12 protein-coding genes are annotated in these 12,550 nt (G+C 67.3%); 6 read left to right on the top strand and 6 right to left on the bottom strand.

The window, feature by feature from the left end; genetic code table 11:
• Positions 1–46 precede the first annotated feature (46 nt).
• Positions 47–478: a type II toxin-antitoxin system VapC family toxin gene (locus AC1DEY_RS00835; protein ID WP_476866338.1), complete on the bottom strand. Its 432-nt coding sequence runs from the start codon at positions 476–478 to the stop codon at positions 47–49.
• Positions 479–480: 2 nt separating this feature from the next.
• On the bottom strand, positions 481–825 hold the full coding sequence (locus AC1DEY_RS00830) for a YnfA family protein (protein WP_476866337.1): 345 nt from the start codon (positions 823–825) through the stop codon (positions 481–483).
• Positions 826–1,045: 220 nt separating this feature from the next.
• Between AC1DEY_RS00830 and ribA the strand changes: the two genes are divergently transcribed.
• The 5 genes from ribA (at position 1,046) to AC1DEY_RS00805 (ending at position 6,810) form a co-directional block, all read left to right on the top strand.
• The gene (gene ribA, locus AC1DEY_RS00825) at positions 1,046–2,974 is read left to right on the top strand and encodes a GTP cyclohydrolase II RibA (RefSeq protein WP_476866336.1); all 1,929 of its coding nucleotides are present in this window, start codon (positions 1,046–1,048) and stop codon (positions 2,972–2,974) included.
• A gap of 93 nt (positions 2,975–3,067) precedes the next feature.
• Positions 3,068–3,865 carry a dioxygenase family protein gene (locus AC1DEY_RS00820; RefSeq protein WP_476866335.1) on the top strand — a complete coding sequence of 266 codons (798 nt, stop codon included), beginning with the start codon at positions 3,068–3,070 and terminating at the stop codon, positions 3,863–3,865.
• A 191-nt stretch (positions 3,866–4,056) separates the two neighbouring features.
• Positions 4,057–4,914, top strand: a complete 858-nt coding sequence (locus tag AC1DEY_RS00815) for an SDR family oxidoreductase (RefSeq protein WP_476866334.1) — start codon at positions 4,057–4,059, stop codon at positions 4,912–4,914.
• A gap of 107 nt (positions 4,915–5,021) precedes the next feature.
• Positions 5,022–5,528: a universal stress protein gene (locus AC1DEY_RS00810; protein WP_476866333.1), complete on the top strand. Its 507-nt coding sequence runs from the start codon at positions 5,022–5,024 to the stop codon at positions 5,526–5,528.
• Between the two features lie 121 nt (positions 5,529–5,649).
• Complete coding sequence (locus AC1DEY_RS00805; protein WP_476866332.1) at positions 5,650–6,810, top strand: hypothetical protein; 1,161 nt, start codon at positions 5,650–5,652, stop codon at positions 6,808–6,810.
• Between the two features lie 69 nt (positions 6,811–6,879).
• On the opposite strand, the gene trxB is transcribed toward AC1DEY_RS00805, so the two are convergent.
• Both trxB and AC1DEY_RS00795 read right to left on the bottom strand, forming a co-directional pair.
• Complete coding sequence (gene trxB / locus AC1DEY_RS00800) at positions 6,880–7,857, bottom strand: thioredoxin-disulfide reductase (RefSeq protein ID WP_476866331.1); 978 nt, start codon at positions 7,855–7,857, stop codon at positions 6,880–6,882.
• 178 nt (positions 7,858–8,035) lie between these two features.
• Positions 8,036–8,671: a LysE family translocator gene (locus AC1DEY_RS00795; protein WP_441408477.1), complete on the bottom strand. Its 636-nt coding sequence runs from the start codon at positions 8,669–8,671 to the stop codon at positions 8,036–8,038.
• Between the two features lie 344 nt (positions 8,672–9,015).
• On the opposite strand from AC1DEY_RS00795, the gene AC1DEY_RS00790 reads away from it, so the two are divergent.
• Entirely contained in the window at positions 9,016–10,611 is a 1,596-nt protein-coding gene (locus AC1DEY_RS00790) for an MFS transporter (RefSeq protein ID WP_476866330.1), read from the top strand.
• An 8-nt stretch (positions 10,612–10,619) separates the two neighbouring features.
• Here the strand turns inward: AC1DEY_RS00790 and AC1DEY_RS00785 are convergent, their stop codons facing one another.
• Positions 10,620–11,288: a GAP family protein gene (locus AC1DEY_RS00785; RefSeq protein ID WP_476866329.1), complete on the bottom strand. Its 669-nt coding sequence runs from the start codon at positions 11,286–11,288 to the stop codon at positions 10,620–10,622.
• A gap of 38 nt (positions 11,289–11,326) precedes the next feature.
• Complete coding sequence (locus AC1DEY_RS00780; protein ID WP_476866328.1) at positions 11,327–12,499, bottom strand: AI-2E family transporter; 1,173 nt, start codon at positions 12,497–12,499, stop codon at positions 11,327–11,329.
• Positions 12,500–12,550: the final 51 nt, after the last annotated feature.

Below are 12,550 nucleotides of genomic sequence, written 5' to 3'. Positions count from 1 at the left end.
GTTAGCCTCCTCGGCTCTCAGGGCCGGCGTCCTGGGCCTGCGCTGCTTAGAGGTCCGCGGCCGGTTTGGAGTCTGTGGCGCGGGCGAGCAACACCGTGGGCTCCGCGATGCTGACCAGCCCCTGCACGGCCGTGGCCAGCGCGGCATCGAGCGTCACGAACGCGTCCGCCTGAAGCCGGGTCAGTGCCACGTATTCGGCGTCGAAAGTGTCTTCCCATCCCAGCTGTTCGGCGAGCCGCCACGCGGCGCGCTGCAAGACGCGGTCCCCGAGGAGGCGGATGCGAAGGCCCCGCAGGTAATCGAGCTGACGGTCGGCCTGTGCCTGCGTCACGTCGCCGCGCCGGACTGCCTGGTACAGGAGCGAGAGCACATGTGAGCGAAGAAGAGTCGGCGCCACGAGCTGGTGGTCCTGGGCGATCACCGCTTCCTGGCGGGCGAGATACAGGGCCACATCCGGGCCAATCACGAACCGGGTCATGGTCATCGTCCGCCCGCGTCGCGGGGAACGAACATGATGACGGCCACGCCGAGGAGGCAGATCGCCGAGCCCAGGACGTCCCACCGGTCCGGCCGGAACCCGTCGAAGACCACGCCCCAGGCCAGGGAGCCGGCCACGAAGACGCCGCCGTACGCGGCAAGGATGCGTCCGAAGTGCGCGTCCGGCTGCAGCGTCGCGGCGAAGCCATAGATACCCAAGGCCACTACCCCCAGTCCGGCCCACCACCAATCCCGGCCCTCGCGGACGGACTGCCAGACGAGCCAGGCCCCGCCAATTTCAGCTGCCGCCGCCAGGACGAACAGCAGGATGGTTTTTGCGATAGTCACGACTGCATCATGCCACTGCCCTGCCGCTTGTTCGTGCACCCGCCTGCGCGCACCTGCCCGCGGTGCAAGCCGATCTCCTCTGCCGGGTCCGTCACACGGAGACTCCTCTTGCGTGACCGGCCACGCAACCGTATAACTTTAAGCTTCAAGTAAAGTTGTGGGGAAGGCCGAAAGAGCTCGACGCCGGCTGCACCCCTTACCGAAGACCTGAGGACCTGAGATGAGCACTGTGTCAGAGACCATCGCCCGGGCGGCCGCCGCCCCCGCAGCTGCTGTGCGCAGCCGGGTTTCGGTGCCGCTCCGCTTTCCGGACGGCTTCACCGCCGATGCCGAGGTGATGACCTTCAGTGGGCTCGCGGACGGAAAGGAGCATCTGCTTCTGGGCCTCGGCGACTGGGAGCGGGCAGTGCGGGACGATGTGCAGGGTGGCGCGGGACCCCTGGTGCGGCTGCACATTGAGTGCCTGACGGGGGATGTGTTCGGCAGCCAGCGGTGTGACTGTGGCCCGCAGCTGCGCGAGGCCGTGGAGCGGATCGCCGACGCCGGCGGATTCCTGCTCTACCTCCGCCAGGAAGGCCGGGGCATCGGCCTGTATTCCAAGCTCGATGCCTATGCCCTCCAGGACGGCGGGCTGGACACCTACGAGGCCAACCTCGCCCTGGGCCATGGCGAAGACGAGCGGGACTACACCGCCGCGGCCCAGATGCTGGGAGCCATGGGCGCCGGCGCGGTGCGCCTGCTCAGCAACAACCCGGACAAGGCCGCCCAGCTGAGGGACCTTGGTGTAGACGTTTCCGCGCAGATCGCCACGGGGGTCCATGCCTCTCCGGCCAACCTCCGGTACCTGGCGGCAAAGCGCGACCACACCTCCCACACGCTCGTGCTGCCGTCCGACGCCGGAGCTGCCCGGCATGATGAGCCGCTCGCCATGCCGAAACTCAGCGCACGGGCCGCACCCGCGGCCCGTGCCGGCGCTTCGGCACCTGCCGCTGTCCCGTCACGCGAAGAGATGCTCGCCCGGGTCCAGGGGCTTATTCCAGCCCTGCGTGAGCGTGCCGCGGAGACGGAGGGGCTTCGCCGCATCCCGGACTCCACCATGGCGGAACTGCAGGCGGCCGAACTCTTTCACCTGCTTTCCCCCAAGGCCGTTGGGGGATTTGGAATGGACGTGGAGACCTACGCCGAGGTGGTCCGCCGGCTCGCCCGGGGCTGCGCCTCCACAGCCTGGACGGCGGGCCACCTGATCGAGCATGTCTGGATGCTCGCCCGGTGGCCGCGGCAGGCGCAGGAGGAGGTATTCGCGGACGGCCCGGCTCCGTTGGCGGCCGCCACCGGTGCGCCGGCCGGTGTGGCCGACAAGGTCCCCGGAGGCTACGCCATCACAGGCCGGTGGAGCTTTGCCTCCGGAGTGATGCATTCCGGGTGGGCCCTGCTCGCCGCACAGCACGGCGGGGTGCGCCTGCAGTGCCTGGTTCCGCTGGCCGACGTCGAGGTCCTCGACGTCTGGGAGACGGCCGGCCTGCGCGGGACCGGGAGCAACGACATTCGCGCCGAGAACCTGTTCGTCCCGCAGCATCGAACGCTGGACTGGGACCTCCTGAGCGCGGAGGCCAACCCGGGAAGTGAGATCCACCAGGATCCGCTGATCCACACCCCCATGGGCCCACTCCTGAACATGGTCGCTCCGGCCGCCGCCCTGGGCTCTGCCGAGTACGCCGTCGAACTGTTCCGCGAGCTGATGATGGTGCGCAAGGTCAAGCACACGGTGGAGGCGCGACAGGCAGACGCGCCGCTCGCGCAGGTCCGCTATGCCCAGGCCTACGGCCTGGTGGCCACGGCCCGGCTGCACTGGCAGGAGGCAATCCGGGTGGTCGCAGCCTCTCATGGCCGCCGGCCCGCAACAATGACGGACCGGGAGCGCGGGGAATACCGCCTTTCCCTTGCACTGAGCGGCGAGGCGTCGGCGGAGGCGGTTCGGTTGGTCATGGCGGGATCCGGCGGGAGCGTCCACCGGCTGTCGCACCCGCTCCAGCGGATCCAGCGCGACGTCAACGTCCTGATGAACCATGCGGCGCTCACCAGGGATCCCGTCCTCGAGCAGTCGGGCCGCGGCCTCCTTGGCCTCGGGTTCATTGTGCCCTCGTTCTGATTGTTCCCTCGTTGTGACAGTGCCCCCGTTCCGGCGGGGCCGGCGTCGGACAATACACTTGAAGCTTCAATGAAAACGGGTTACGATAGTCCCATGACTCAGACAGCCGACCGGCCTCCCGTCCTCTTCCTCAGCCATGGAGCGCCCCCGCTGGCCGACGACTCCACGTGGACCCGCGAACTCAACGAGTGGTCCGGCACGTTCGGCAAGCCCAAGGACATCCTCATGGTCTCCGCCCATTGGGAGAACGCCCCAGTGACGCTGAGCGCCACCGGCCGTGATCCGGGGCTGGTCTATGACTTCGGCGGTTTCGCCCAGAAGTACTACGAGGTGGCATATGACGCCCCGCAGGCGCCTGAGCTGGCTGCCGAGGTGGGAAAACTCGTGGCCGCCCACGGCCACCACGTGGCGCGCGACGAAAGCCGCGGCCTGGACCACGGTGCCTACGTTCCGCTGAAGGAGATGTACCCGGCGGCAGATGTACCTGTGGTGCAGATGTCCATGCCGACGCTCGATCCGCAGGGATTGTTCGATCTCGGCGTGTCGCTGGGGCCCCTGCGCGACCGGGGCACGCTGATTGTCGGATCGGGATTCACCACGCACAACCTGCGCTGGTTCAATCCTGCCGGCGGACCGGACAGCACCCCGCCGACGGTCTCCCGGGAATTCGACCACTGGGCCGAGGAAGCCATGGCCCGCGGCGATGTCGACTCCATCCTGGACTTCCTGAACAAGGCGCCGGCCGCCCGCGAAGCGCACCCCCGCAGTGAGCACTGGGCTCCGCTCTATGTTGCCCTCGGAGCCGCCTACGGCTCGGGCGACATCCAGGCCAAGACGGCGATCGACGGATTCTGGTTCGGGCTGTCCAAGCGATCCTGGACCCTGACCTAGACGCGAGGGCCGAACCCCTAGCGGCTCCGCGAGACCGCCGGCGTCGCTCAACGTAACAGTCACACAACTTAACACTGGGAATGACCCGCACCGGGGGCCTGTTGTGAATCCCGGGCGCCGGTTCGCCGGGCTGCCAGAACTTGATGAACATCCCTTCACGACAACTTCACGATGACTTCCAGGAGCGCAACATGACGATTGCAGTAACAGGTGCCACAGGACAGCTGGGCCGGCTGGTCCTCGAGGAACTGCTCACCACCCAGGAACCGGCCTCGCTCCTCGCGGTGGTGCGCGACGCCGCGAAGGCCGAAGATCTCCGTGCCCGTGGCGTTCAGGTGCGCGTAGCGGACTATTCCGATCCGGCCGCGCTCGAAGCCGCCCTCGCGGGCGTCGACAAGCTCCTGCTGGTCTCCGGCAGCGAAGTGGGCGCCCGGGTGGCGCAGCACGCGAACGTCGTCACCGCGGCCAAAGCCGCTGGCGTCGGGTTCATCGCGTACACGTCCGTCCTCGCCGCGGACACCACCGAGCTGATCCTGGCGCCCGAGCACAAGGCAACGGAGGAGCTCATCCGCGCATCGGGACTCGGCTTCACATTCCTGCGCAACGGCTGGTACACCGAAAACTATGCCCAGACCGTGGCAACTGCGCGGCAGACGGGCGCCGTCGTGGCCGCCGCCGGTGCCGGCCGGGTAGCCAGCGCCACCCGGGCCGACTATGCCGCGGCCGCCGCGGCCGTTCTCACCTCCGCCGGGCACGAGGGCCGTACCTACGAACTCTCCGGCGACCACGCCTGGGACTTCGAGGAACTGGCTACGGCGATCACCGAGCTCGCGGGCAAGGAAGTTGTGTACCGGCCCGTTTCGGCACCCGAACTGGTTCAGCTCCTGACCGCTGCCGGGCTGGACGAGGGCACTGCCGGATTCCTCGCCGCCCTCGATACGGACACCAAGGCCGGGCTGCTGGCTACCGTCACCGGTGAGCTGTCCGGCCTGATCGGACGGCCGACGACGCCGCTGCTGCAGGCTTTGGAGTCTGCCGCGGCAAGCTGATGCCCTGCCCCTGGGGGACCGGGAATGGGCATAATGAAGGCGTGAAATCTCTGCACGCCCCCGGGGCATAGGCTGCCCGCCGGTGGGAGCCGCGACGGATGGACGACGTGGAACCGCCAGCTGATCCCGGTCAGGTCGGCGACGGGCCGTGGTCGGACGGCCCGCTGGTTCTCGGCGTGCCCTGGGAATTCGACGAGCGGCTGGTACGGGCCGCAGCAGGGCTCGCATCAATCATGAGGGCGCACCTGATCTGCGCGTTCGTTGACCCGGCGAGCTACCTCACGGAGTGGGACCAAGCCGGCTACCGGGACGGCACGTCCCTTGATCCTGTCCGAAACCTGGAAGCCGAGTTCCCGGCCCCGCAACTGCTCAACTCTCTGGAGGGCATTCTTGGGGCGCCGGGCGGAACCTGGTCCTTCCGGGTGTTGAACGGGGAAGTTGCCCGGGCGCTGGTCCGGCTGGCGGAAAGCACGGATGCGGCCGCGCTGATCGTCGGCGGCCAGCGGCCCGGCCGGGTTGCCCGGATGAGCCGGCTTCTGGAAGGCTCGGTCAGCGTGAACCTGACACGCCTGCAGGGCCGTCCCGTGCTGATCATTCCGCACCCGGGGCAGTAGGCCGCCGCCGGCACAGCGCTGGGCGTATCTGGCCGGGTTTCATCCGCTCCGGGTGACGGCACCGGCCCCACAGCGGCCATAGCGTGGGGTTACCCGCAACCCCGGCGAATCGAAGTGAGTGATGTCGGACCCAACCCACCGCGCAGCCGTAACGTCCGAGTCGCGGGCGCTCGTCATCGGCAGTGCAGGCTTCCTGGTCCTCGGCGGCGTCGCGCTTCTGCTCGTCGGGCGGGAACCTGTCGCATTGTCCGGCCGTGGTTCGGCCGGTGACATAGCTGCGCTCGGCACCGCGATTCTGGGGGCCGGGGCAGTGGTCGCCGGCTGCGTGCAACGCAGGCAACAACCGCCACCGGCGGCTCCGGCAGCATCGGCCCGGTCCGGCCGGCTCCGCACCGCCATCGACATCACCGCCCTCGCACTGACCCACGCATCCATTTTCCTGCTTGGCTGGCTGGCGCTCTTCGCGATCTTCCAGCAAGCGTTCCTCGACGCCGTCCTCTACCCCGTGGCAGCCGCCGTCCTCGTCGGAACCACCGGGGCCGTCAGCGCCTACATCGCCTACCTCTCGGCGCTCAGCATGACCGCCTACCGGCTGGCCGCGCTCCTTGCCGGGTTCCTCGTCACTGGTGTCCTCACCAGCATGCTCACTGCGCAGGACCCGCTGTGGTGGCAAGAGCACCTCAGCGCCCTCGGCGCGAGCTCCGATATCTCCGGGGTGACGTTCAACTTCACCTTGATCGTCGCCGGCGTAGTGGTCACCACCCTGGCGGGATACTCCACCCTGACCCTGGCGACGGCGGCGGCGACCCCGTCCGCGCGTCACCGGGTCAGACTGCTCGAAAGCGGGATCGTCCTGTTGGGGATCTTCCTGGCCTGCGTCGGCGTGTTCCCCGTCGATGAGCGCTTCGGCCTCCACACCCTGGCCGCGTCCGGCATGGTGGTGGTGTACGGGTCACTGATCGTCCGGATCCGCGCCCTGGTGCCGTCCATCCCGGCGACCTTCGCCGCGCTAGGCTGGGTTTTCCTCGCTGCGATCGTCACTGCCGCGGTGCTGTGGTTCCCGGTCGGCTATTACAACCTGACCGCTGTGGAGCTCATCGCCGCCCTGCTGATCTTCTCCTGGCTCATCGTCCTGATCCGCAACCTCGCCGCCGTCGACGCCGACCAGCTTGACGCCGACCAGCTCGACGCCGACCGCCCGGCGAACCAGCTGCCGCAGCCCGACGCCGCGGTGGCCAAGCCTGGTCCGGCCGCACAGGATGAAGAAGCGGCTGAGCCGTGAGTGCCGCCAGCCGGGCCACGGTCCCGGCGGCGCCGTCGTGGTCTAGGCAGTGGTGCAGGAAGTGAGCGCCTACGAGTGGGTGGGCTCCTCGACCAGGGCGGTGGCGATGCTGTCCGCATCTTCTAACGCCGCGAGGTAGCGTTCGGCGTCGAGGGCCGCGGCGCAGCCGGTACCGGCCGCCGTGATGGCTTGGCGGTAGCGGTGGTCCACGGCGTCCCCGCACGCGAAGACCCCGGTCACGTTGGTGACCGTGGTGGGGGAGTCCACCTTGATGTAGCCCTCGGCGTCAAGGTCAATCTGGCCGGCCAGCAGCTCGGTCCGGGGGACATGCCCAATCGCCACAAAGATGCCGGTGGCGGCCTGTTGGCGGGCTTCGCCGGTCCGGGTATCCGTCAACGTCACGCCCGTAACCTTGGCATCGCCGTGGATGGCAGTGACGGCGGAGTTCCAGGCGAACCTGATTTTGGGATTGTCCTTGGCACGCTGGGCCATGATGCGGGAGGCGCGAAGCTCGCCCTTGCGAACAACCACCGTGACGGTCTTCCCGAAGCGGGTCAGGAACGTGGCTTCCTCCATGGCGGAGTCGCCGCCGCCGACCACGATGATGTCCTGGTCGCGGAAGAAGAACCCGTCGCAGGTGGCGCACCAGGAGACGCCGTGGCCGCTGAGTTTCTTCTCCTCGGGCAATCCGAGCTCCTTGTACGCGGAGCCCGTGGCGAGGATGACGGCGGGCGCCTCATAGGTGTCCCCGGCGCCGGTGACCACGCGCTTGAGGTGGCCAATGAGGTGGACTTCGGTGACGTCGTCGAAGATCACCTGGGCGCCGAACTTCTCAGCCTGTTGCTGAAGGCCGTCCATGAGCTCAGGTCCCTGGATCCCGCCGGGGAAGCCGGGGAAGTTCTCTACCTCGGTGGTGTTCATCAGTGCGCCGCCGGCGGTGACCGCCCCGGCGATGACGAGCGGCTCGAGGCCGGCCCGCGCGGCGTAGATTGCCGCGGTGTAACCGGCAGGACCGGATCCGACGATGATCAGCTGTTGGTTGCTCATGGAAGACTCCTGGTTTCTGCGGGGCCAAAACCGTCGGCATGACGTCATTCCAACTGTAGCGATGGATGCCACGGGTGGCAGGATGCGCCGTTCTTCGCGCACACAGTCCCGGTAGGCCATCACCCGTTTCGAATGACCCGTGGTAGCTCGGCAGGATGGGCGCAGCTTTCCGCCGCGGCTAAGCGGAGACCAGGGTCTTCGTCAGGATCGTCCCGCCAACCCCGACCAGGACCGCGCCTGAACCTCCGACGATGATCCGGTTGGTTCGTGGCCGGGCGAGGACGGTGGTCACTTTCTTGAGCCCGCTGACCAGCAGCACGTACCAGGCCAGGGCGATCAGGAGAAAGATGCCCGCCATCAGTGCGTGCTGGGCAAGGGCAGGCAGCGGGGCGACGTTGAATTGCGGGAACAGCGACAAATAGAAGACGGCGACTTTCGGGTTGAGCAGGTTGCTCACCATTCCTTGCACGAAGGGTGAACTGCCGCGGGAGGGGCCTTCAGCCTGCGGTACCGCCGGTTGCTTGTGCTTCCTGGCAAATGCCTCCGCGAGGGCCCGGGCACCAAGGTAGAGCAGGTACGCGGCCCCGGCGATCCGTATTCCGGTCCCAAGGGCCTCCGATGCCCCCAGCAACGCCGTGACACCGAGGACGGCCAGTGCGGCAAGGATCGTGTTGCCCACCATGATTCCGGCGGCGGCTGTTGCCGCTGCCCGAGGGCCGCGGGCCGCGTTCCTGAGGACGAGCGCAAAGTCGGGGCCCGGGACGAGGACGACGACGAGGCAGGTGAGCACAAAGGCCGTCAACTGTTCGACCATGGTGGATTGCCTCCGGGGGCTGGTTCTTGGGTGGGGCGGGATGAGAAGTCTGCCCCGCAGTTAAGCCGGGGCCAGTCTCCTAGGTTAGGCCATCGCCGGGGGTGGCTGGAGTCCTTCGTTGCCGGCTGGGGACGGCGAGCGCCGAAACCTCACCCGCCGGGAATGATCCGGCCGTGGTGGCGGACAGCTAGCGTGGCATCAGCATCGCACTACGGTGGGCTCTGGCGGGGTGCGTTCCTGGAGGGCCGGGCCCGTGCGAGCGCCCGCCCGGTCTACGGCAGAGGAGGCGGCATGTCCGGCTGTGAATTGATCTGGGACGCGGCGGGCCGCGGGGACGGCCCACAATGAGCTCTACCGACGGCGCCGCCGCGCAGACGGTGCCGTTCAACCAGAAGCTCGCTCTGCTGCTGGCGATGGCGATGTTCGTCCTTGTGGTGGACACGTCGATCATGAACGTCTCGATCTCCGCCGTGGTGAACGACATCGGTGCGACCGTCAGCGGACTCCAGTCGACAATCGCCCTTGAGGCGCTCGTTTCAGCGGCCTTCATCCTGATCGGCGGCAAGATCGGCGACCTGATCGGGCGCAAGCGCGCTTACGTCATCGGGCTTTGCTGCTACGCCATCGGCGCCATCGCGATGACCCTGGCCCAGAGTCTGCTCCCGATCATCATCTGCTGGGCCCTGATCGGCGGCCTTGGTGCCTCGCTGCTCCTTCCTGCCATGCAGTCCCTCATCCACGGAAATTTCGAGGGAGATGCCCAGCACAGGGTCTATGCCCTGGTCGGAGCCTCGGCAGCGATTGCTGCCGCGGTCGGGCCTCTGCTCGGCGGCTTCCTCACTACGTTCCTGTCCTGGCGCGTCGCCTTCCTGCTCGAGGCCCTCATCATCGCGGTCGTCCTGTCCGGAATCAGGCTCGTCAAAGACGTGCCGTACACCGGGCCGCGGGAACTGGATCTCTTCGGATCATTCCTGTCCATTGTCGGCATGGGCGGCGTCGTGCTCGGCATCCTGGTCTGGCAAGAAGGCGGCGAGGCTGTCGGCGCGCTCCTGGCCGTGGGTGCCGTCGGTCTGGGCGGTCTGGTCTTCTGGCTCGTTCAGCGCAAACGCCGCGACAAGCCGACGCTGCTGGACCCGGACCTGTTCCAAACCAAAACGTTCCGCTTTGGTGCCACGGGACAAATGCTCCAGCAGATCGCACTGGGCGGCACCATGATCGTGCTGCCCATCTACCTTCAGATGGTGCTCGGATACAACGCCATGCAGTCAGGTCTGTCGATCGCCCCGCTTTCGCTGACCATGTTCGTGGTCGCCATGATCGCCGGGAAGAGGTCCGGGAGGCGGCGCCCGGCCAGCCTCATACGGTGGGGCTTCCTGTTCCTGGTCCTGGGTTTGGTGGTGCTGGTCCCGGTCGTGCCGCGCGCGGACTCCGGCTGGTGGCTCCTGATCCCGCTGATCATTTCAGGATTTGGCCTTGGGCTGCTGGTATCCCAGCTGAACAACTACACCCTGTCCCCGATTTCGGACGAGCGGGTCAGCGAGGCCGCCAGCGTGAATTCGGCCGCGGGATCGTTCGGCCTGTCCTTCGGTCTCGCGTTCGCCGGCGGCATCATGCTCGCATCGCTGTCGGCCATCTTCATCGGCTTGTCTAATGCCAGCACTGTCCTCCCGCCCGCCGAGAAGCAGCAGGTCGCGACGGTACTGGAAGACGACGCCCAGGTGATGAGCGATGCGCAACTCCAGGAACAGATCGCAGGCCAACCGCAGGACATCCAGAACGAAATCATCCGCATCAACACGGAGGCCCGGCCCCTGGCCCTCCAGATCGCATTGTTCGTCCCGATCCTTGCCGGCCTCGCCGGGCTCGGCACCTCTTTCCGCATGGTCCGGATCCCCGATCCCAAGCCCGCCGGCGCAGGTGAGGGGACTCTCCTGGGCTAATTTCCGGGTCAGAGCTGCACAAGGCTGTAGCCGACGACGAAGAGCCCGATCGCCAGGGTGACTATCGCCGCGATCCTGCGCCCGTGGCGCTGCAGCCAGTTGTAGAGCGTAGTCAGGGGCGCTTGGGCGCGCTCCGGGGACTGGAGCCACACAGCGACGGGAAGAACGACGGCGGACTGCGCCACGAGGGCATAGGCGAGGATCAGGATGCTGCCCTCCAGCGGCGACGGTTCCTGGACACTGATCACGGCACCTGCCGTGACGGCCAGCAGGATTGCCTTGGGACGAAGGTTCAGGCCCAGGCCCAGGACGGCGAATTCCCAGGGTCGGGCGGAGCGGAACCTCGAGGTCATCCTGCCCAGCATGGCGTTCTCCCGCTGGCCCTTGCTCAGGAACAGGAACAGGGAGTACCCAATCAGAAGGACACCGATCACGATGGCAAACTGGGCCACCCATTCGTCCCTGCGCAGGAGCGGTGGCCTGACGGGCAGGAACTGCAGCCCGACCGCCGAGAGGCCCACCACTACAACGGAACCTACAAGGCTGCCGATCAGGAAGGGAAGGGCCCCGCGGCGTGGATCCGGGGAGAGCAGGATCATGATCGTCACACTGACAGGCACGGTGCTCATCGCACCGGCGACGGCGAACAGCAGCAGGCTGGTGACGGTGCTCAGCATGCGTTCTCACCTGCCCCGGGCAGCACCCTGGCGGCGCGTCATGCCTTCGGCGCGGTGCTGGTGCTGGTGCCGCTGCCGGCGTCCGGCTGGCCAGGCCGTAGCCGGCCGCGACGGGCGCGGATCGCCTCGTCCTCTTCTTTGAGGAGATGTTGAACGTCTGTCCTGTCGCCAGTCAACGGCCGCCACCATGCGAGCGCGGGATCGGAATCGAGTAGGAGGGCGCGGACGAAGAGCGTCAGGGGGACGGCGAGGACAGCGCCGACGGGACCGAGGACCACGGCCCAGAATAGGACGGAGACAAAGGTCAGGGTCTCGCTGAGCGACACGGCGTTGCCCACGTACTTCGGCTGGACGATGGACTGGATGACGCTGTTGATCCCGCCGTAGACGATGATGATGGTCACAACGGTGGTCCAGCCGCCGGTGAGGAATCCGAAGAACAGCGGCGGGATGATCGCGATGAAGTACCCGATGTTGGGGATAAAGCTGCAGATGAAAGACAACAAGCCCCAGAGCAGGGCCCCGGGGACGTGCAGGATGACCAGGACCAGCCAGTTGAATATGCCTTGGGCTAGTCCGAGGACTGTGGTGGCGACCATGTAGCGGCGCACGCCGGTTCCGAAGACGTCAAACGCGGCCACCAGTGCCGGCCGGTGGAAGTTCAGGTGGGTCAGGATCACAGGTACGCGCGAGCCATCGATTGCCATGAGGATGAGCATCGTCAAAATGATCACGAGGCTGGTGACCAGGCTCGCGATGTTCCCCAGGAGGCCGCCGAGGAACCCGATGATACGGCCGGGGGTGAACCCGTTCAGGACTTCCTGGGCCTGCTGGGGGCCGAAGCCCACAGATTCCAGCGCACTGGAAATTGTGGCGCCGAGCTGTTGCATTTGGGGGGCGTATTGCGGCAGCAGCGCGGAGAATTGTGCCAGTGAGGCGATGAGGACCGCGGCGAAGGCGGTCAGCAACCCGAAGACGGCCGCGATGGTGGTTCCCGTGGCTATTCCTCGGGGAATTCCCCGTCCCTGCATCCAGCGGCGCAGGGGATGGACACAGAGCGTGAGCACGAACGCAAAGAACACCGGTGTGACAATTCCCCGCATCGCGCCGAGGCCGAATGACACAACGGCCGCGCCGGCCAGGGCGAGCAGGATGGTTACGCTGCGGGGGAGGGCCGGACGGGGACCAGGTTCCGATGATGCCGGCTCCATTGGGCCCTCCTTGGTTCAGCCTGGTTCCACCTTAGGGGCGAGGAAGCGTGC

This window comes from Arthrobacter sp. 05T47 (genome assembly GCF_056395825.1).
Note: the sequence above shows the minus strand (reverse complement) of the source record. Positions and strands in the feature narration are given on the sequence as shown.